Origin of the sequence: Curvivirga sp. (genome assembly GCF_965219885.1) — a bacterium.
Taxonomy (GTDB): domain Bacteria; phylum Pseudomonadota; class Alphaproteobacteria; order UBA8366; family Aestuariispiraceae; genus Curvivirga.
The window spans coordinates 2073390-2095000 of record NZ_CBDCOT010000009.1 but is presented as its reverse complement, the minus strand read 5'-3'; the positions used below and the strand labels follow the sequence as shown (position 1 = coordinate 2095000).

The following is a 21611-nucleotide window of genomic DNA, read 5'->3' as shown; positions in this document are numbered from 1 at the left end:
GTTTTGTCTAAGATACACGGTCAATGCTTTCGGCCAAAACAACCTTAACACTCCTGCAACCAAACCAGTCACAGCCCGCGTATCCCTTCCTGTCTTATTCTATTTTCAAATAACGTTCCTCAGCATCTTTATCAGGCGCCGATAGAAGCCCTCGCCGAATCACTTTGTGCATCAGCGCGAACCTTTAATCTATCTCTTTACCGATTAAGTCGCAAGTTCAAAATTGAACTTTCTTTTGAGGTGGCCAGCTCGTCTCTGTCGCGGCGTTGTGTGCCGTGTCATTGTCTCGCTGACAGGGCGGTTTATACGGCTGCTTCCCGGGTGGCGCAACCCCTAAATTACAAAAAAATGAAAAAAATATGATCTTTTTCCTAAAACCCGCAGAAATCCTAGACATTAAATCCTAGCTATTTTTCTTCATTCCTAAGATGCAAAAAGGCCCTCGTCATTTTAAGTGTCGAAGACCTTACTTTTTGAAATTTTCTTACTTAGAAAACTGAATCACATCAAACCAAGAGACTTTAATTCGGCAATCATCTCTGCAGGCATAGACTCAGTTTCACCATTTTCCAGCATATTGATGTCTGGCGGCGCCTCTTCCGGCTTTAAATATCGCCATCCTTGAAAAGGGCGGTGTGGCCATGGTTGGGTTTTCACCAATTCAGGGCCAAGCAAAATTCTGCATTTTGGCTTTTCATCCGGATCTTCGGAAGGATGTTCTTCAAAACCAACGATGGGCTGACGCACAGACATAGAGCCTTTAATAATCCAGAAAAGCGAGCCCCCTTTTAGAAGTTCTTCTGCGCGTTTTGGCCAAGAACGCGTGATATGCCATATTTTACCACCACGTTTAGGCAGGTTAATACGTTGCCATTCCTGAAGTTGTTCAACAGATTCTACACCTACACATAGCTTACGTAGATGAATAGTCGCATTTTCATGAGATATGTCAGACATGGATCGCCTTTATTGGTATTAATCTTTACCCAAGACCGACATCTGGTATTTTATGCAAGCGCATTTGAGACGCGGGAATTCGGTTTTCTTCCAATAACATTGGATATGAATCGCCCTGCATCAAGCAGTTTTTCAAAATCAACACCTGTTTTTACGCCGCAACCGTGCAACATATAGACAACATCTTCGGATGAAACATTACCAGAAGCCCCTTTTGCATAAGGACATCCCCCAAGACCAGCTACAGAAGAATCAAAAACGGATATCCCCATTTCCATAGCGGCATATATATTTGCTAAGGCCTGGCCATAGGTATCGTGGAAATGGCCAGCCAACTGATCAATTGGCACAAGCTTACTTACAGCTTCAAACAGGTGCTTTACTTCTTCTGGGGTACCAACACCAATTGTATCCCCTAAAGAGATTTCATAGCAGCCCATATCAAAAAGTGTTTTTGAGACTTCAGCAACTTTGGCTGAATCGATCTTGCCTTCATAAGGACAGCCGATCACACAAGATACATAACCACGTACCTTTACGTCATTTTCTTTGGCAGCTTCCATAATCGGAGCAAAACGTTCGAGACTTTCCGCGATAGAACAGTTGATATTCTTTTGGGAGAAGCTTTCAGAAGCCGCGCCAAAAATCGCAACTTCCTTCACGCCCACAGACATCGCCGTTTCAAAACCACGCATATTAGGTGTGAGTGAAGGATAAGATACGCCGTCTTTACGCGTGATCTGAGATAATACATCGGCAGAATCACCCATTTGCGGCACCCATTTCGGGGAAACGAAACTGCCTGCCTCTACCGCTTGAAAGCCTGCATTGGTAAGACGATTCACCAATTCCACTTTATCGGCTGTTGTGACAAGTTCCTTTTCATTTTGAAGGCCGTCCCGTGGGCCAACCTCCACAAGTTTTACAGATTTAGGAAGGACCATGCTTATTACTCCTCCACAAAGGTCACCAGGACGTCACCATCTGCAACCTGATCACCTTCACCAAATCGGATGGAGTCGATTTTACCTGCATGGGGTGCCAAAATGGAATGCTCCATCTTCATGGCTTCAAGCACCATCAACAACTGTCCTTCTTCAACATCATCGCCATTGGATGCATGAACCGCTGTCACTTTACCCGGCATCGGCGCTGTAAGGCGATCGGAACCGCCCTCATCTTGCGATGCAGCAGCCACAGGATCGAATAGAGTAAATGGATAACTGCCGCCTTCCGTAATAACGGTGAAAGTATCTTCTGTTACAACGACTGAGACTTTTCCTTTCCAGTCACCATTGGTGATTGCTAATGTCACATCATCTACATAGTCGCCAGACAACCATTCAATTTCATCATTCAAGGCAATATCAAAACCACCATCGCGCGGCATGGCAGCCAATTTAAACTCAGCATTTTTACCTTTCAGAATCGCATCGCTATGTGCAATATCATTCAAGCGCCAATGATCTGTATTTGCCCAAGGAGACCAGGGATCATCCGTATTGGCATTATCAATATCCGCATCAATTTCAAGTTCCAGCATTAAGGCCAACATAGCAATACGTGCGGCCGCTTCCTCTTCCTTGCTGCGATCCAGTAACAAGCTGTCTTCATAACGTTCGATAAAGCCTGTATCCAGTTTTGCAATTTGAAAGGCTTGCTCTTCTAAAATCTTGCCTAAGAAATCACGGTTGGTTGTCACGCCGGAGATTTTAGAATTTGCCAAAGCTTGCGCCAACGTACGGATTGCAGCGTTGCGATCCTCACCATGAACAATGATTTTCGCAATCATCGGGTCATAATGCATGGACACATCATCACCAGTACGTACACCTGTATCAATACGGGCGATATCTTCTGGTAGCTCCAAATAATCCAAATGACCGATGGCTGGCAAAAAACCACCATCCGGGTCTTCCGCATAAAGACGTACTTCCATGGAATGACCATTGATAGATAGGTCTTCTTGCGTCAACGGAAGTTCTTCACCAGATGCCACTTTAAACTGCCAAGACACTAAATCCTGACCAGTAATCATTTCAGTTACCGGATGTTCCACTTGAAGACGAGTATTCATTTCCATGAAATAAAAACCACGTGGTGTACCATCATCTTCACAATCAGCGATAAATTCGATTGTACCAGCGCCACGATAGTTAATCGCCTTTGCCGCAGCAACAGCCGCCTTACCCATTTCCGCCTGAAGATCGGCAGGCAAACCTGGTGCTGGCGCTTCCTCAATCACCTTTTGATGGCGACGCTGGATAGAACAATCACGTTCAAATAAATGTACTGCATTCCCATGTTCGTCGGCAAAAACCTGCATTTCAATATGACGTGGATTGGTTACGAATTTCTCAATCAATACCAAATCATCACCGAAAGAGGAAATCGCCTCACGTTTACAGCTATCAAGCGCATCCAAGAAATCGTCAGATTTCTCAACAAGGCGCATACCTTTACCACCGCCACCTGCGGATGCTTTAATCAAAACCGGATAGCCAATTTTGTCTGCTTCAGATTTCAGAAAATCTGCATCTTGATTATCACCGTGATAACCCGGTACTAATGGAACGGACGCGCCACCCATTAATTCTTTTGCCGCAGATTTGGATCCCATCGCACGAATTGCATCAGCCGTTGGACCAATAAAAATCAAACCAGCAGCTTCAACCGCATCTGCAAATTCAGCATTTTCTGACAAGAAGCCATAGCCGGGATGAATTGCCTCTGCCCCGGTATCAAGCGCAGCCTGAATAACTTTTTCACCAATCAAATAGCTTTCACGGGCTGGGGCGGGACCAAGATGGACAGCCTCATCCGCCATAGCCACATGCATCGCATTGGCATCTGCATCAGAATAAACTGCCACGGAAGCAATACCCATTTCCCGCGCGGTTTTGATAACACGAACAGCAATTTCGCCACGATTTGCAATCAATACTTTTGTAAACATGATCAGGCTCCCTCACCCTCATAGTTTTCCAACCAACGCGGTTTTCTCTTTTCAAGGAAGGATGTTAAGCCTTCCTGACCTTCTTCACTTGAACGAATATCTGCGATACGGGACGCCGTATCCTCAATCACATCCGAAGTTACTGGACGATCCACAGCAAAGATTAAGTCTTTGCCGGCAGCCATGGCTGCCGGGCTATTTTTTAGCAACGTATCGATAATCTCATCTACTTTACTATCCAGTGCGTCAGCAGAGACGACTTCATGTACCAAGCCCAGGCGTAAAGCTTCTTCAACTTTAAAACGTTCCGCAGTCAGGAAATAACGACGCGCAGCTTGTTGCCCCATAGCTGCAACCACATATGGGCTGATTGTCGCCGGTGTTAAGCCCAACTTTACTTCAGAAAGACAGAAGCTTGCATATTCACTGGCAATCGCAATATCGCAACAAGCCACCAACCCAACACCACCACCAAAGGCAGCACCTTGGACTTTCCCAATCACTGGCTTTGGGTTGAAGTTAATGGATTTCAACAAACCAGCGAGCGCCATTGCATCATTGAAATTTTCTTCATGACTGTAAGTCGCCATGCGCTTCATCCAGTTCAAGTCAGCCCCGGCAGAGAAACTTTTCCCTTCAGATTGCAAAACAATCACCCGAACATTATCGTCCACAGCTAGCTCATCAAATACCTTGGTAAGTCCAGCGATTAATACATCATCAAATGCATTATGTTTATCGGCATTGGTTAAGGTGACGCGCGCAACTAAACCATTTTTGGTTACAGAAAATTGTGACATATCCTGTCCCCTTACATACGGAAGATGCCAAAGCGTTGATCCGCCAATGGCGCATTCATGCTTGTAGATAAACCAAGACCAAGAACCATACGTGTATCTTTTGGATCAATCACCCCATCATCCCACAAGCGGGCCGACGCATAATAAGGATGCCCTTGATGTTCATATTGCGCACGAACCGGGTCCATGAAGGCCTCACGTTCTTCATCAGTCCAAGTCTCACCTGTACGGGCCATGCCGTCTTCTTTGACAGTCGCCAATACGCTCGCGGCCTGTTCCCCACCCATCACGGAAATACGTGAATTAGGCCACATCCATAAGAAACGCGGGCTATAAGCGCGACCACACATACCATAATTGCCTGCCCCGAACGAACCACCGATCAAGATTGTAAATTTGGGGACATGCGTTGTCGCAACGGCTGTAACAAGCTTTGCACCATCCTTAGCGATACCACCAGATTCATATTTCTGACCAACCATAAAGCCTGTGATATTTTGCAAGAAGACAAGCGGGATATTACGCTGCGTACATAATTCAATGAAATGCGCCCCTTTTTGTGCAGATTCAGAGAATAAAATACCGTTATTGGCAATGATGCCTACTGGATAACCCCAGATATGCGCAAAGCCACATACCAAAGTAGTTCCATATAACGCCTTAAATTCATCAAATTCAGAACCATCCACGATACGGGCAATAATCTCACGCACATCAAATGGCTTACGGGAATCCGCCGGGATCACACCATATAGCTCTTCAGGCGCATAGAGCGGGTCTTTTGGTTCACGCACATCAAGAAAGATATCTTTCTTTTTATTTAGATTACTCACCACACGACGGGCAATTGATAACGCATGCGCATCATCGCGGGCATAATGATCTGCCACGCCAGATACGCGGCAATGCACATCCGCGCCACCAAGGTCTTCGGCAGAAACCACCTCTCCCGTTGCTGCCTTGACCAATGGTGGCCCTCCCAAGAAAATTGTACCTTGTTCTTTTACAATAATACTTTCATCACACATGGCAGGTACATAAGCACCGCCCGCTGTGCATGATCCCATAACCACTGCGATTTGCGGGATACCTTTGGCAGACATATTAGCCTGATTAAAAAAGATACGTCCAAAATGATCACGATCCGGGAATACTTCATCTTGATTTGGCAAATTCGCGCCACCTGAATCCACCAAATAGATGCATGGTAAATGGTTCTGTTCTGCTATTTCTTGTGCCCGTAAATGTTTTTTCACCGTCATCGGGAAATACGTACCGCCCTTTACAGTGGCATCATTGGCAACAATCATACATTCACGGCCTGCAACACGGCCAACACCTGCAATAATGCCCGCACTTGCGATATTCGCATCATACATTTCATAAGCAGCTAATTGAGACAGCTCCAAAAACGGAGATCCCGGATCCAGTAAATTGCGCACACGGTCACGTGGTAAAAGTTTGCCACGCCCAACATGACGATCACGGGCCTTCTCGCCGCCACCTTGCTTAATCATCGCCACCTTATCCTGAAGGTCAGCAACTGTTTCCATCATCGCTTTTTTATTGGCAGCAAAGTCATCTGACTTCAAATCCAGTTTGGATTCAATATATGGTGCTGTCATCCCGCTCATGCTCGTTTCCTCGGCTGTATCGTCACAGGTTAAACTACAGGGTTATTTCATATGATCCATCAATAGAAACAACTTCTTAGGAAACGTATCACATATTCTCATCAGTATCTGAAAAAGATCGTGCATAACCTTTCCTGCGTCATTTGAGTTCTTATAACATCAGTTGACGTTTACGTAAACGTCAATTTAAGTAAAAAGATTTCTTACATCTACTGATCAGAAAAAAGAGAGGTAGGGCTAACCCCCATTTCCTTATGAAAAGCATAGCTGAAGGCACTTGCACTGCCATAACCACATTTCGCTGCAACCACTTTTACAGCCTCCCCCTTAGCAAGCCCTTCCATTGCATGATGAAATCGGACCAATTGTCGCCAGCGCCCAAATGAAATCCCTATATCTTTCTCAAATAGTCGTGAAATTGTTCTGGAAGAAGCGCCAATCTTCTCTGACCATAGCTCTAACGTATCTTGATTGGATGGATCCTCTAAAATCAAACTGCAGATTTTTTGAAGGCGGAACTCTTGTGGCATTGGAATACTCAATGAAAGCTCTTCCATCCGCGATAATTCATCAAACAACAGTTTTGAGAGGAGGTCCCCTCGACTTTCCGGTTGGATCACGGTAGGCTCATTACAAAGAGCAAGTATCAATTCGCACATCAGTGGGGAAACAGCGACTACTTCAATACCATTTGAAATTGTGCGCGGCGCAGTATCGTTTAAATAAAGACTACGCATCTCTACATTTCCATGCATCAGGATAGCATGATCTAAGTAAGCCGGAATAAGAACAGCCGTATTTTGTGGCACAATCCAAGCCTGATCATTAGTTAATAACCTCATCACACCGGAAGATGCATATAATAATTGAATTTTACTATGATGATGCAGCTCAATTTCCTCACCATCCGCATAATCCCGAGCCCAAGCCACCAAAGCCTGCGGCAACTCTAACAAGCCACTTTCATTAATATGCTGGTTTTGTAAATTCATGTCTTATTTTCTATATTAATTGGCAATACATATAAAATACGCCAATGCTATTTGAATGTCATCTAAAACCGATTTTGATATGAGACTTCAGATGACATCCTCAACAAACCGTTACTTTTTGCTCTTGAACATTGGTCATTTTCTTGATCATTACTTCACATTAATCTTTGGCACTTTAGCCGCACTTGTCCTCATCTATGAATGGCAAGTCAGCTATGCTGATCTCTTGCTATATGCAACACCGGGCTTCTTCGCATTTGGTTTATTTTCACTACCCGCAGGCTGGCTTGCCGATCGCTGGTCATATGACGGCATGATGACAATATTTTTTGTGGGGATCGGACTAACATCTGTCTTAACAGGCTTTTCAAATACGCCGTTTGAAATTGGCCTTGGGTTATTCATTATTGGTATCTTTGCCGCAATCTATCATCCTGTGGGCCTCGCAATAGTAACAACTGTCTGGGACAAGACAGGCATGCGCATCGCCATCAATGGTGTCTGGGGAAATCTTGGCGTGGCCTGCGCTGCAGTCATAACAGCCCTCATCGTTGATGTTCTTGGATGGCGCATGGCCTTCATTTTACCCGGCATATTCTCATTTATAGTAGGATTGATATATGCCTATCATCGCCTAGCATATATCAATAAACGAATGCCTCGTAAGGCTGCTTCCGTCGAAACAGGTATTACAATTAGCAGAGACGACTTATTAAAAGTTACAGTTATTGTCTTTTTATTAGCTGCAATTGGCTCACTTATTTTTCAAGCAACAACCTATGCCCTGCCTAAAATTATGGAGGAGCGGCTATCCTTTCTCGCAACCGAAGTAAATCAATTCACCCATGATTTCATTGGTATTAAACTTGGTGTAAGCCTCATCGGATCTCTCGCTTTTATTGTGTTTACGGCCGCCTCTTTGGCCCAACTGATTGTTGGATACATGCTTGATAAGGTAGAAGCCAAGTACATCCTTGCATGCGTCTCCTTCATCCAAATCATCTTTTTTGGCTTAATGCTTATAATGGAAGGTAGTATCGTCTTTTGGATCACCCTAGGTTTCATGATCGGCACTTTCGGTGACATCCCTATTATGGATTATCTGGTGGGCCAATCATCAACAGGAGAGAACCGTGCCCGTATATACGGCCTACGCTATGTTGTCTCCTTTACCGTTTTAGCACTCACTTTGCCTTTGATTGGCTATATCCATGGAACTTGGGGCTTTGATAAGCTCTTCTATCTTCTAACATTTTCTGCAAGCACAATCTTCATACTCGCCTGCCTTTTGCCTAAAATGAGAAATCAATCCGCTTGACACTCCCTCCAATATAGTTGCAATATACAACTATATTGGAGCTTCATAATGACACAGTTTTTGAAAATTGACGAAATCAGATCACATTCCCGTGCCTTGGTAAGAGAGCTGGGCTTTATGAGTCGCACCTTGGCAGGTACAGCTCTATCCCCCTCTGCCACACATAGCATTATCGAAATTGGACTATCTGATGCGCTGACAGCTAAAGACTTATCCAAGACCTTAAAATTGGATAAGTCCTCCGTCAGTAGACTTGTCCAAAAACTGATTGCTCAGGGATATGTTATAGAAAAACGTGCAGTGCATGATAGCAGACAGAAGGAACTCGCCTTAACCAATGAAGGTCAAAAGATATACAATCAGATTTGTGAATTTGGCCGCAATCAAGTATCAAACGCTATCGATCAGCTTCCAAAGGAAGATATCCAGAAAATAATTGATGGACTAAATATTTATGCTTCTGCCCTCTCCTCATCAACAATCCAGCCAAAGGAATCTAAAATGCATCTTGTAACAGGGTATTTTCCTGGTCTCATTGGTCAAATCGCAAAGTTACACGGGGTTTATTATACAAAACATGCTGGGTTTGATGTTAATTTTGAGGCAGCAGTTGCCGCTGAAACAGGCGAATTATTTTGCAGTATGCAGAATACCAAAACGCAGGTTTGGTCCTATTTAGACGGTGACAAAGGCGATCTAGTTGTCGCAAGCATCACAATTGAAGATGTCGATCACAAAACTGGAAAAGCACACTTACGTTGGTTTATCGCTGATGAGGCATATCATGGCTATGGCATGGGACGACGCCTTATGAAAGCGGCTATGGATTATTGCGATAAAGAAGGTTTTAAAACAGTGACCTTAAGTACATTTGCTGGTTTAGATGCAGCTATCAAACTCTATGAAGATTTCGAATTTAAGCTGACTGATGAATTTCCAAGTATGACATGGGGTAAGGAAGTTCTAGAAAAACATTACAGACGTGATAAAGGCTAAAGGATTTAACGATCAATATGTGTTTCTGTGATAAGATGTGTTTGTACTTTTGTAACCAATTCATGATCGCTAAACATATTGGTAATTTCTGTTAAACGGCCAACGTCTGACACTTCAAGGATCAAGGAAGAATCCAGCTCTCCTGCTGTTGACCAAAACTTTTTGATCTCTGGCACATGCCCAAATTCTGCTTTTAACTGCTTACAAAATGATCCTGTTAGTCGCAAAAGCATCAACACCCGTAAGCCTGTTTTTTCCTGCTGTTTTGCACGACGAATTGTATAGGCAGCTATATCTCCATTTCTTTCAAGTTTTGCCAATCTTTGCCTTATAGCAGTAGGTGACAGGTTCACCTCACGGGCCAATTCACTTACTGGCATACGAGCATTGATTTCTAACAAATCAAGGATTTTAAGGTCACGGTCATCAAGATGGTTTTGCGACATATGTGTAATCAACTATCAGTATAGTGGAATCGACTATTTCAGGCGATTTTAAGTGGTTTCGAAATATTGAGGATACTACCCAATTTGAAGATCATAACGGACATCAACTTAATCACAAGAAAGATTAAATAATATGTCCAAAGTAGAAGCAAATACCGCCCTCATCCTCATCGACTGGCAAGAAGGATTTGACGATTGGGATCACTGGGGTGGCAATCGTAATAATCCAGAGGCGGAAAAAAACGCCTCTTTGTTGTTATCTCACTGGCGTCAGAACAACCTACCTGTTTTTCATGTTATTCATCACAGCACTCTTTCTAAAAGTCCGCTTAGAAAAGAAAAACCTTCCGGGCAAATCATTCAACTGCTAGCACCTCTTGAAAGTGAGACGTTGATGCACAAAAGAGAGAATTCTGCTTTTGTCGGCACTCATTTAGAAGTTTCTTTGCGTCGGTTGAACATTCAGAAACTTGTTATATCAGGCCTTACGACAAATCATTGTGTTTCCACGTCCACAAGAATGGCTGGAAATTTAGGATTTGATGTCCAATTGGTGGGGGATGCCTGCGCAACATTTGATAGAATTGGTCCTGACGGACAAGAATTCAAAGCGCAACTCATTCATGATGTTTGCTTATCTGATTTACATAATGAATTCTGTCAGGTGGTAAACACAGCCGATATCATTTAAGATTCAGCACGTCAGTTAAACAAAAAGGTGCCGAGAAAAGGCACCTTTTTGTTTTAAACTCAAGCGGCTTTGAAATAGCTGGATCGCCCACCTTCTGATAAAAGAGCACGATAGGTTGATCGCATTTCAGCGCGATCTGCATATGTACCACGTAAATATCTTTCACCACTATTTGCTGAATATGCTGCACGGCCATGAACAATTCTGTGATTGTCAAAAACAATGCATTCCGTTGCCTTCAGGGAGAATTTCATAATGTATTTGTCACTTTGCAACAATCGACCAAAACGACAGAATGCAGGATAATATTGATCAAGAAACTCTTGAGGAAGATCAATAAAGTCCAACATATGCTGACTAATTGTTAATCCTGACACTTCACCATGCTTATCCAGCTCAATAACTCTGTGATACGCACGCATATCATAGGTATCATGTTCACAGAAAAACGGTATATCCGTCTCACTTAACAAACGGAAACCTTCTGGATCAATTTCCCGGAAATCATTTGCAGCTGCGACACCATCACCAAATAAGTTCAATCCGCCTTCGACACTATTTGCACGCATATGCAGGAATTGAATCCCCGGGGCCTGTTCCTCTGCCGGGACGTCAGTATGCAACTCCAATGCAGAAGCTGTAAAGGCTGTATTCGTTGGGTTAATATGTGTGCGAACATCAAAATAATCCCCAAAGAAGGTAGGTCGCACAGTACCCATCTTTTTCACTAATGATGTAAGGGCATCATCTGAATCCGGCATTTCATTTACAATTGATACGCCCTCTACAATCATCGCCTTTATCCAGGCAAGTAACTTAGATTTATCTGATTGTATTTCATCATATGTAAAACGCGCCACTTCAGAAAAATGATCCCCATACCAAGCCTGTCGGGGAATATCTGCTGGATCGGGGCGACGTTTTCCACTGGCATATGCATGAAGCGTGGTTAGGGGAATTCTGGAAATATGATGTTCGTTCTGCCACTCAATAACCAACGCTTGACTATCCAGAAAAGCATTTTGGGCAATCGGGGCTGTTTCCAGATGAAAGATATCAAATACGCGCTCTCTAGTTTTTATATTAAATGAAGTCGGGCAATTATCGCGCAGCCAATAATTGTTAAAGTATACACGTCCCTTATCACCCAGCGGCACATAAAGACCATTATCCGTAATCAAGATTTCATTATTAATAGTGGATTGAAAACCCATTTTATAATTCCTTGCTATATATTCTTTATTTAAGCTGGTTATAAAATGGTATATGGCTTGAAAAAAGAGGGAAACGAGTTAATATAAGTTAACTAATAGGTTAAGTTATATGCATCTCCCTCCTCTTCGACTTCTCGTTATTTTTGATACAGTTTGCCAGTTAGGCTCTATGCAGCGTGCTGCGAGGGAACTTAACGTATCCCCACCATCGGTGACACAGGCTATCCGTAACTTAGAACAGGATATCGGCACAACACTGATGGATCGTACGGCAAAACCTGCAGTTCCCACGGAAGCAGGATTGAGACTTTCAAGAGCGATAAGAAATGGCTTATCTTTAATTGAATCGACAATTATAGACATTCAGGAAACTGAAGTTTACGCCAGCCAACAAATTACAGTTTCGTGCACAATAGGTATGGCAACCCATTGGCTTATGCCAAAATTATCAGGATTTTATAATCTATACCCTGACTTCACTGTAAATATTCAAGCACCACCATCCGATTTACCCAAATTAACGCAGGGAATCAATGTTGCACTGCGCTATGGTAAAGGCGACTGGCAAGATGGTGAGACAGTTAAGATTTTTGATGAAATTGCCTGCCCAGTTGGCACACCGGATTTGATACAGTCTGCTATAGACCAAGGCGGCTTGACTTCAGCACCTCTAATTGAAGTAAGAAGTTCTGCCAATTTAAACTGGCATGGATGGACTGATTACTTTGTTAAACAAGGAATTACAGGGAAAATTCGTCCCAGATATGTTTTTGACAACTATGTACAAGCTGTACAAGCCGCAATAGATGGGCGGGGTATCATGCTTGGCTGGAAGTCAACCAATCAACGCTTTATCGAAGATAAGAGTCTGAAGTTTTGGCCCAATGGTAATTGTGATTTTAACACTGGATATTATCTCTCTTACAAAAAAAATCCGAAAACAAATCCTGCTTTGGATGCGTTTATCAGCTGGATATTAGAAGCGACATCCGGGGAAAGATAATCATACAAAAATCGTTTACCATCCCCCCGTCTCAAGCCATTTATCCAAATGATCTAAACGATCAAACCCCCAAAAAGCTTCTCCATCAACAACAAAAAAGGGGGAGCCAAAAACTTGCGCCTTTACACCTTCTTCGACTTCCTGTTTTAACTTTGCTTTAATTTGATCAGACGAAATACCCGCGTCAGCCTCATCACGCATATAACCATATTCTTCGGCGACATCTAATAGAACTGCCTTATCGCTGATCACCTGACCACCTTCATAACAGGCTTTATAAATGGCCTTAGATAGCTCAGCACGTTTACTATTATCCTCTCCTGCAGCCCATATAACCAAACGGCAGGCATTTACTGCCATAAACGGAAAAGAAGTAGGCATTTCAAAAGGAATATTATGAAGGCGTGCTGTTCGATACATATCCTTTAATGAATATTCGCCCTTAACCGGATAATCCAGAAGCGGCTTGGTCCCCACTTGCTTGAAGACTGCTCCTAACAAGAAAGGTTTCCAGTTAATATCGACCTCATGTTTAGCTGCAACGTCTTCCACTCTCATCGCCGCTAGATACCCGTAAGGTGAGGAAAACTCGTAATAAAAATCTATAGTTTTAGACATAGCAAACCTTACCAGGGAATTGGTGATCCATCATAATTAAAGAATAAGCCATTATAGCTGTTTTGTAATTTAGGGTTGATGGGATCCACAACGTTTTTCATCCCCTTCGCACTTGTCTCAACCGTGATGTCCGCTTCGGATCCTCCCATATCTGTTTCTACCCATCCCGGATGTAAAACGACACAAGATACGCCTCTGGATGCGACTTCTTGCGATAGACAATTCACAGCCATATTCAAGGCAGTTTTTGAAGAGCGATAGGCATAAGCCCCGCCACCATTTCTTTTGATCGAAGCCATTTGGGAAGAAGTAAATGCCATAACCTTATTATTTGAATTTGCTACATTATCAACAAAAGCAGAAGCAAGACGCATTGGAGCAATTGTGTTGATATGAAAAGTCTTCAACCATTCTTCATCACTTAGCTGATTTAACCCCTTACCTTTATCAAGATACACACCAGCATTATTCCATAAAACATCGATTGCGCGGCCATCCACAGCTTGTTTTAAATGTTCTATCGAATCTGGCTCAGTGACTTCCAGCGAATGAAACTCCACACCTTTGATATTCACGCTAGATGTATCACGGCATGTGCCAATCACATCCCATCCATCTGCCACATATGTCTCTGCCAAAGCTTTACCAATCCCGCGATTGGCCCCTGTTAACAATATCGTTGGCATCTCTTTATCTTCCCTATGCTGTTGTCTTTTATATTTTTATTATTCAGCTGCACCCTTACGTGCAGTTACTTCAATTTCTATTTTCATTTGCGGATTAATAAGACCAGCCACCACGCAAGTTGCAGCAGGGCGCGCATTTGCAAAATAGTTCCCCCAAATTGGTGCAACTTGCTCAAAATAGCTCGCATCAGTGATTGTATATTGAACACGCAGCACGTCATCCAAACTACTACCCGCCTGTTGTAAAACATGTTGAATATTTCTGAAAGTTTGATGGGTTTGTTCTGCGACATCATCGGATAACGTCATATTGGAATAATCCATACCAGTTGTACCCGATACATAGATCATATCACCATCAACAATAGCCCGGGAATATCCCGCCAATTCTTCATATGTTGATCCAGATGAAATTTTTTCGACCATTTTCTATCCCCAAATATCAAAATAAAAGGCCACAGCAAAAACTGCTGCGGCCCTGCATCATAATCTGAAAGTCAAATGAGATCACTTTGTTTCTTCGAAAATTTCACGTCCGATTAACATACGACGAATTTCACTGGTCCCGGCCCCGATTTCATAGAGTTTGGCATCACGTAACAAGCGCCCAGTTGGGGATTCATTAATATACCCCATACCGCCTAATACTTGAATTGCTTCCAATGCCATCCATGTCGCTTTTTCTGCAGAATATAAAATCGCGCCTGCTGCATCCTTACGTGATGTTTCACCACGATCGCACGCTTTAGCAACGGTATAAACATAAGACTTTGCTGCATTCATAATTGTATACATATCGGCAATTTTACCCTGCATCAGTTGGAATTCCCCAATAGATTTACCGAATTGTTTACGATCATGAATATAAGGAATTACGACATCCATGCAGGCTTGCATAATACCTGTTGGACCACCAGATAGAACCGCACGTTCATAATCCAGACCCGACATTAAAACATTAACACCACGTCCGATACCTCCAAGCACATTTTCCTCCGGCACTTCACAATCTTCGAAAACCAACTCACCCGTGTTAGAACCACGCATACCAAGCTTGTCTAGTTTTTGAGCGATTGAGAAACCTTTAAAGTCCTTCTCGATAATAAATGTGGTAATGCCACGCTTACCCGCATCTGCATCCGTTTTCGCATAAACAACCAATGTATCCGCATCTGGGCCATTGGTGATCCACATCTTTGATCCATTAAGGATATAGCGATCACCTTTTTTCTCTGCTTTTAAGCGCATAGATACCACGTCAGACCCTGCACCAGGTTCAGACATGGCCAAAGCTCCAACATGATCACCAGAGATCAACTTAGGTAAATATTTTTTCTTTTGCTCTTCGTTACCATTGCGATGAATTTGATTCACACAAAGATTGGAATGTGCCCCATAGCTTAATCCGACAGATGCAGAAGCACGAGAGATTTCTTCCATAGCGATCACATGTTCAAGATACCCCATACCGGATCCGCCATATTCTTCACTGGCCGTCATTCCCAATAGGCCAAGATCGCCCATCTTCTTCCATAGATCTGCTGGAAACTCATTGGAACTATCAATCTCAGCGGCGCGCGGCGCGATCTCGTCAGAGGCGAAACTACGAACCGTGTCACGCAACATATCGGCGGTTTCGCCTAAATCAAAATTCAATCCCGGATAAGAGTTAGGAATCATTAGTCTGCTCCTTATTAATAAATCTATCGACTTAACCTGATACTTCGGCTGTGTCGGGCATATTTTTCATCACCATCATGGTTGCCAATGTGGTCGCAATTAGCTTTTCGGTCCCATCTTGGACCGCATAGATATCTGCTTGAGATACCATTAATGTTTTACCGGGCTTAATCACACGCCCTTTTCCAATTAATTTTTCCCCTTGTCCTGGCGCCATCAAATTCACTTTGAATTCAACCGTAAGGACAGAATCAGTTTCTGCCATCAAAGAAAAACTGGCATAACCACAACAATTATCCCCCAAGGTACCGATCACGCCACCATGGAAGAAACCATGTTGTTGAGATAAAGCCTCATCAAAGGGCAATTCAATTTCTGCGTATCCTGGTTCAACAACACCAAGTCTGGCACCAATCGTACTCATAAATTTTTGACGTTTAAAACTATCTTCAACCCGTTCTTTAAACGCTGGATTACGTGGCTCCATCTCCCAAACTCCCCACAATTTTTCTTTTTATGAAAGACCTAATTCTTTCATTCTCGCAGAAATGCGCTCTTCGACTTCAATGAGCTCTTCCTCAGCTGCATCTAAATCACGTCTTTTTTCTTCTAACTCCGCGCGGCGTGTTTTTATTTTTTCAAGTAGAAGGTTAAGCTGCCCCTTCTCCCCCGCGGCATCATCATACATGTCGATAATTTCACAGATTTCTTTCAAGGTGAAACCAAGCCGTTTTCCGCGTAAGATCAATTTCAAACGTACCCGATCACGCGCTAGAAACACACGGGTCTGCCCACGTCTTTCAGGATGGATCATCCCTTTATCTTCATAAAAGCGGATCGTACGTGTGGTCACGTCAAACTCATCGGCTAATTCACTGATTGAATATTCTTTTGTAGAATTATCCTGTGACATCTATGCTATTCCTAACAGCGCCAAATCGAACAAGAGAGATGGCGATCATTATCAAAATCAAGAATCAGATTAGTTTACCTTTACGTAAACGTAAAGTATTTTCTTACAGCGATACCAAGAATATCTCCCCAATCCATCATTATATAAGTTAAGATTGCATCAAGTTAACTTATGAGAATGCAAAATGCCCCTACAAAATCGTGTCACCCCTACATCCGAAATCACATCAACGAATGCACGCGGCCATTACATGGGCAATCGAGGCATCTTACATAACGATTCTAAAGAATTAGGTATAGCCCGATGGAAACATAAAGCTTGGATTATTTGTGTTCTAGATTTCAACGAGCGCCACCGTCAAGTGATGACACCTAACAGATATACGGAACTATTCTTTTATGATGAAGCAGTCGCATTGGCAGCAGGTCATCGCCCCTGTGCAGAATGCCAAAGAAAACGATTTACTGACTATCAAAGTCACTGGAAGCTAGCCTTCAATAAACATGCAAAAGCAGGTGAGATGGATAATATACTTCATTCACAACGTGTTATCTCCCACTCACGACAACAGGTAACAACAAACCTGCCCTACCAAGATATTCCAAATGGATGCTTTGTGATACACAATCACCAACCTCATTTAAAATGGGGTTCAAAGCTGCATCCATGGACATGGAAAGGATATCAAAACTCGATTGATATCAACTCAAACGGAAAACTTGAAATGTTAACACCAATACCTAGCGCAAAAGTATTACATGCTGGATATCAACCGGACATAATAGGCCTATAAAAGCACCCAAGCAGAAAGGCCAAGGAAAGAGAGAAAACCAACAACATCAGTAATAGTGGTTAGGAAGACAGTAGATGCAATCGCCGGATCTTTCCCTACCTTTTCAAGCCCTATCGGGATTAATGTCCCTGCCATACCAGCAGCTAACATATTAATAATCATTGCAGAGGCAATCACCAAACCCAATGCGAGATCATTAAACCAAGCCCATGCCAAACCGCCCATAAGAATGGCAAATAAGATACCATTTACACCACCAACCAATACTTCTTTCCATACGACCCGAAATGCATTTGAGGTTGTTAATTCATTGGTGGCAAGTGCGCGCACAGCAACGGTCAATGTTTGTGTTCCTGCATTTCCACCCATAGAAGCCACAATCGGCATCAAGATCGCAAGAGCCACCAATTGCTCTAAAGTCTCTTCGAATAAGGAAATCACGATCGAGGCAATGACTGCGGTTAAAAGATTTACAAGCAACCAGGAAAAACGAAGACGTGTGGTTTCAACAACATCAGAATAAAGGTCATCTTCCTTTACCCCACCCATTTTCAAAATATCTTCTTCATGTTCTTCATCAAGAACTTCGACAATATCATCAACTGTGATGATACCAACTAAACGCCCTGTATCATCAACAACGGGTGATTCAACCAACGCATATTGTCTGAATAGGAATGCCACATCTTCCTGATCCATCGTCACCGGGACGACTTTAACGTCTTCCCACATTAGTTCCGTTACCAGTTTATCTCGATTGGTACGTAACAATTTGGAAAGTTTCACGATCCCAACTGGTTTATGGCTCGGGTCAATAACGACGATATTGTAAAAGTCATCAGGTAATTCGATTTCTTCATCGCGCATATAATCAATGGTTTGACCAACACTCCAGAAACTTGGAACGGTCACCACCTCACGCTGCATCAATCGTCCGGCGGAATCTTCAGGGAAAGACAGACTTTGCTCAAGAATTGCCCGATCATCAGCTGGAATAGCCTCTAGGACTTCTTGCTGTTCAGCCTCATCAAGATCTTCGATAAACTCAATCGCATCATCTGAATCAAGTTCGCTAACGATCTCAACCATCTGGTCCGTGTCGAGATCTTCGACCATTTCTTCACGGACATTCTCATCCAGATGCACCCAGACTTCCGGGTCAAGCGTGTCCCCAACCAACTCAACAAAATCATCACGATCGCTGGAACTTAATTGTTCCAGCAAATCGGCGACATCCGCTACGTGTAAGGGATCAATAAGATCTTGAACTTTCTCTGCAGGCTCGCCTTCTTCCAAAGCATCTTCAACTTGCGCAACAAGCTCATCAGACAAACCATAAAGTTCATCTAATGCATCTTCATCAAGCTCAAGTTTTTCAGCGGCTTCGGACATAAAGCGCTCCCTCCTGCTTCCTCAGTGATCCTATCTTTTTCTTAATCTCTTTGCAGAGTTTTTATTTTTCGGCGAAATTCTGCGCATCAACCACCGCAATGGCGGTCATATTCACGATTCCCCGCGGTGTCAAAGAAGGCGTAACAATATGAACAGGTTTCGCTGCACCAACCAACATCGGCCCAACAGATAAACCATCACCCAGCATCTTAACCATATTATATGAAATATTTGCTGCATCCAATGTCGGTGCAATCAAAATATTCGCACGCCCTTCCATACGGTTACTTGGCAAAATCGCATCCCTTAGGAATGGATCAAGCGCGGTGTCCGCATGCATTTCGCCTTCCACCATCAAATCCGGGTATTCACAATGAAGTTGATTTGTTGCATCTCGCATTTTCTTGGCTGTCGGATGATCTGAGGAACCAAAGTTAGAATGGCTTAGCATCGCAACTTTTGGTGTAATACCAAATTGACGCACCACATCCGCAGTCATCACAGCAGTTTCCACAAGATCATCAATACCAGGTTCTACTGTGATATGCGTATCCGCGATAAAATATACGCCTGATTGTAAGACCAACATATTGATTGTCGACATGTCATGCACATCATCGCGCACGCCAATGATCTGGCGCACATGGCGCTGATGCTTGTCATATTGCCCGGATGTTCCGCAAATCATGGCATCCACTTCACCACGTTTGAGCATGATCGCAGCGATCGCTGTATTTCGAGTACGCATCACGACTTTGGAAAATTCAGGTGTCATTCCCTGACGTCCCATAATTTCATGATACATCTGCCAATATTCGCGATAACGTGGATCATCTTGTGGGTCACAAAGTTCAAAATCTGTATCCACATTCAGACGTAAACCCAATTTATCGATACGATTTACAACCACATCACGACGACCAATCAAGACGGGTTTGGCGATGCGGTCATCAACAACAACCTGAACAGCACGTAATACTTTTTCTTCTTCACCTTCCGCATAAACAATACGCTTTGGGTTAGAAATCGCACGGTCAAAGATCGGCTTCATCACTGTTCCTGAACGATAAACGAACTCGCGAAGCTTTTGCATATAAGCTTCAAAATCTTCAATCGGACGTGTCGCCACACCAGATTCCATCGCCGCTTTTGCAACAGCAGGGGCCACTTCCAAAATCAATCTTGGATCAAAAGGTTTCGGGATTAGATAATCTTTACCAAATCCTTTTACAGCCCCGCCATAAGCGCTATCCACCACATCTGATGTCTCACGACGTGCCAATTGTGCAATTGCCTTCACACAGGCTACCTTCATAGATTCATTAATTTCCGTCGCCCCAACATCTAGCGCCCCGCGGAAAATAAACGGGAAACAAAGCACGTTGTTTACTTGGTTAGGATAATCAGATCGCCCGGTTCCACAAATTGCATCGGGACGTGCTTCCATCGCCAATTCCGGTAAAATTTCAGGTGTTGGATTAGCCAAAGCCATAACCAATGGATCTTTCGCCATTTTCTTCACCATTTCAGGTTTCAAAACCCCCGGCGCAGACAAGCCTAAGAATACATCAGCTCCATCGATCACATCATCTAATGTTCGTCCCGCAGTTTTCTGTGCAAATGCCCCTTTATAAGGATCCATTTCTTCGGTACGGCCTTCATAAACCACACCAACAATATCGCATACAGTGATATTTTCTTTCTTGGCGCCCATGCTAACCAGCATATTCAAACATGCCAAAGCAGCTGCCCCTGCACCGGAACATACAATTTTAACATCTTCGAATTTTTTGCCTACAACATCCAGACCATTATAGATCGCCGCAGCAACGATAATCGCAGTACCATGCTGATCATCATGAAAGACAGGAATATTCATCCGTTCTTTCAGGCGTTTCTCAATCTCAAAACATTCCGGCGCCTTGATATCTTCCAGATTGATGCCTCCGAACGTTGGCTCCATCGCCGCGACGATATCACAGAATTTTTCAACTTCCCTCTCAGCCAATTCAATGTCAAACACATCAATACCGGCGAACTTTTTGAAGAGAGCTGCCTTGCCTTCCATGACAGGCTTTGATGCCAACGGCCCAATATCACCCAATCCCAATACAGCTGTACCATTAGACACCACACCGATCAGATTACCACGCATAGTCACAGCAGCTGCTTCGTTCGGGTCGTCTTCAATCAAACGACAGGCCGCAGCCACCCCCGGTGAATAAGCCAAACTCAAATCACGTTGATTTGCCAATGGTTTCGTTGCAACAACCTGCAATTTACCCGGTGGATCCATGCGATGATAGTAAAGTGACTCGCGTTCGATATCGTCAGCCATAATTTCGTTACCCTCTTTGACTAAATAATTTTCGGCCTTGTCTGAAAATTAATCAGCTTATTAATCTTTTATTAGTAATGTTTAGATACCATTAATCTAGTTAATATTTATACGGTTAGACCCGTTGGGTCTATCTTTTTAATAATAAAGGCGTTTTGCTAAAACTGTGCAAAAGGCAGTACAA

Annotated in this window: 21 protein-coding genes; 5 read left to right on the top strand and 16 right to left on the bottom strand. The window is 43.3% G+C overall.

Annotated elements, in window-relative coordinates; all coding sequences use genetic code 11:
* Window positions 1-501 precede the first annotated feature (501 nt).
* The 6 genes from ACOQOA_RS15360 to ACOQOA_RS15335 form a co-directional block, all read right to left on the bottom strand.
* A complete protein-coding gene (locus tag ACOQOA_RS15360; RefSeq protein WP_420549493.1) occupies window positions 502-957 on the bottom strand; it encodes a DUF1489 family protein in 456 nt (151 codons plus the stop codon).
* 50 nt (window positions 958-1007) lie between these two features.
* Window positions 1008-1901: a hydroxymethylglutaryl-CoA lyase gene (locus ACOQOA_RS15355; RefSeq protein ID WP_420549492.1), complete on the bottom strand. Its 894-nt coding sequence runs from the start codon at window positions 1899-1901 to the stop codon at window positions 1008-1010.
* Window positions 1902-1906: 5 nt separating this feature from the next.
* A complete protein-coding gene (locus ACOQOA_RS15350) occupies window positions 1907-3913 on the bottom strand; it encodes an acetyl/propionyl/methylcrotonyl-CoA carboxylase subunit alpha (protein WP_420549491.1) in 2007 nt (668 codons plus the stop codon).
* Between the two features lie 2 nt (window positions 3914-3915).
* Window positions 3916-4713: an enoyl-CoA hydratase/isomerase family protein gene (locus ACOQOA_RS15345; RefSeq protein ID WP_420549490.1), complete on the bottom strand. Its 798-nt coding sequence runs from the start codon at window positions 4711-4713 to the stop codon at window positions 3916-3918.
* Between the two features lie 11 nt (window positions 4714-4724).
* The gene (locus ACOQOA_RS15340) at window positions 4725-6347 is read right to left on the bottom strand and encodes a carboxyl transferase domain-containing protein (RefSeq protein WP_420549489.1); all 1623 of its coding nucleotides are present in this window, start codon (window positions 6345-6347) and stop codon (window positions 4725-4727) included.
* A gap of 209 nt (window positions 6348-6556) precedes the next feature.
* A complete protein-coding gene (locus tag ACOQOA_RS15335; RefSeq protein ID WP_420549488.1) occupies window positions 6557-7339 on the bottom strand; it encodes an AraC family transcriptional regulator in 783 nt (260 codons plus the stop codon).
* A 91-nt stretch (window positions 7340-7430) separates the two neighbouring features.
* On the opposite strand from ACOQOA_RS15335, the gene ACOQOA_RS15330 reads away from it, so the two are divergent.
* Window positions 7431-8657, top strand: a complete 1227-nt coding sequence (locus ACOQOA_RS15330; RefSeq protein ID WP_420549487.1) for an MFS transporter — start codon at window positions 7431-7433, stop codon at window positions 8655-8657.
* Window positions 8658-8705: 48 nt separating this feature from the next.
* Window positions 8706-9653 (top strand): GNAT family N-acetyltransferase, encoded by a 948-nt coding sequence (locus ACOQOA_RS15325; RefSeq protein ID WP_420549486.1) that lies wholly within the window; start codon window positions 8706-8708, stop codon window positions 9651-9653.
* 5 nt (window positions 9654-9658) lie between these two features.
* On the opposite strand, the gene ACOQOA_RS15320 is transcribed toward ACOQOA_RS15325, so the two are convergent.
* Window positions 9659-10099: an Lrp/AsnC family transcriptional regulator gene (locus ACOQOA_RS15320; RefSeq protein ID WP_420549485.1), complete on the bottom strand. Its 441-nt coding sequence runs from the start codon at window positions 10097-10099 to the stop codon at window positions 9659-9661.
* Between the two features lie 133 nt (window positions 10100-10232).
* Here ACOQOA_RS15320 and ACOQOA_RS15315 point away from each other — a divergent pair, with 133 nt between their 5' ends.
* Window positions 10233-10790 carry a cysteine hydrolase family protein gene (locus tag ACOQOA_RS15315; RefSeq protein WP_420549484.1) on the top strand — a complete coding sequence of 186 codons (558 nt, stop codon included), beginning with the start codon at window positions 10233-10235 and terminating at the stop codon, window positions 10788-10790.
* Between the two features lie 59 nt (window positions 10791-10849).
* Here the strand turns inward: ACOQOA_RS15315 and ACOQOA_RS15310 are convergent, their stop codons facing one another.
* On the bottom strand, window positions 10850-12004 hold the full coding sequence (locus ACOQOA_RS15310; RefSeq protein WP_420549483.1) for a TauD/TfdA family dioxygenase: 1155 nt from the start codon (window positions 12002-12004) through the stop codon (window positions 10850-10852).
* 109 nt (window positions 12005-12113) lie between these two features.
* On the opposite strand from ACOQOA_RS15310, the gene ACOQOA_RS15305 reads away from it, so the two are divergent.
* Window positions 12114-13007, top strand: a complete 894-nt coding sequence (locus ACOQOA_RS15305; RefSeq protein ID WP_420549482.1) for a LysR family transcriptional regulator — start codon at window positions 12114-12116, stop codon at window positions 13005-13007.
* 15 nt (window positions 13008-13022) lie between these two features.
* Here ACOQOA_RS15305 and ACOQOA_RS15300 read toward each other — a convergent pair whose 3' ends face one another.
* The 6 genes from ACOQOA_RS15300 to ACOQOA_RS15275 form a co-directional block, all read right to left on the bottom strand.
* Window positions 13023-13625, bottom strand: a complete 603-nt coding sequence (locus ACOQOA_RS15300; protein WP_420549481.1) for a 2-hydroxychromene-2-carboxylate isomerase — start codon at window positions 13623-13625, stop codon at window positions 13023-13025.
* A gap of 8 nt (window positions 13626-13633) precedes the next feature.
* Window positions 13634-14311: an SDR family oxidoreductase gene (locus ACOQOA_RS15295; RefSeq protein WP_420549480.1), complete on the bottom strand. Its 678-nt coding sequence runs from the start codon at window positions 14309-14311 to the stop codon at window positions 13634-13636.
* A 39-nt stretch (window positions 14312-14350) separates the two neighbouring features.
* Window positions 14351-14737, bottom strand: a complete 387-nt coding sequence (locus ACOQOA_RS15290) for a RidA family protein (RefSeq protein ID WP_420549479.1) — start codon at window positions 14735-14737, stop codon at window positions 14351-14353.
* 81 nt (window positions 14738-14818) lie between these two features.
* Window positions 14819-15991, bottom strand: a complete 1173-nt coding sequence (locus tag ACOQOA_RS15285) for an isovaleryl-CoA dehydrogenase (protein ID WP_420549478.1) — start codon at window positions 15989-15991, stop codon at window positions 14819-14821.
* A 31-nt stretch (window positions 15992-16022) separates the two neighbouring features.
* The gene (locus tag ACOQOA_RS15280; RefSeq protein ID WP_420549477.1) at window positions 16023-16478 is read right to left on the bottom strand and encodes a PaaI family thioesterase; all 456 of its coding nucleotides are present in this window, start codon (window positions 16476-16478) and stop codon (window positions 16023-16025) included.
* Between the two features lie 27 nt (window positions 16479-16505).
* Complete coding sequence (locus ACOQOA_RS15275) at window positions 16506-16904, bottom strand: MerR family transcriptional regulator (protein WP_420549476.1); 399 nt, start codon at window positions 16902-16904, stop codon at window positions 16506-16508.
* Window positions 16905-17088: 184 nt separating this feature from the next.
* Here ACOQOA_RS15275 and ACOQOA_RS15270 point away from each other — a divergent pair, with 184 nt between their 5' ends.
* Window positions 17089-17697: a hypothetical protein gene (locus ACOQOA_RS15270; protein ID WP_420549475.1), complete on the top strand. Its 609-nt coding sequence runs from the start codon at window positions 17089-17091 to the stop codon at window positions 17695-17697.
* On the opposite strand, the gene mgtE is transcribed toward ACOQOA_RS15270, so the two are convergent.
* Both mgtE and ACOQOA_RS15260 read right to left on the bottom strand, forming a co-directional pair.
* Window positions 17692-19089, bottom strand: coding sequence for a magnesium transporter (gene mgtE, locus ACOQOA_RS15265; protein WP_420549474.1), 1398 nt, complete (start codon window positions 19087-19089; stop codon window positions 17692-17694). The two genes, ACOQOA_RS15270 and mgtE, sit on opposite strands and share 6 nt — an antisense overlap.
* A 61-nt stretch (window positions 19090-19150) precedes the next feature.
* Entirely contained in the window at window positions 19151-21427 is a 2277-nt protein-coding gene (locus tag ACOQOA_RS15260; RefSeq protein ID WP_420549473.1) for an NADP-dependent malic enzyme, read from the bottom strand.
* Between the last annotated feature and the right edge of the window lie 184 nt (window positions 21428-21611).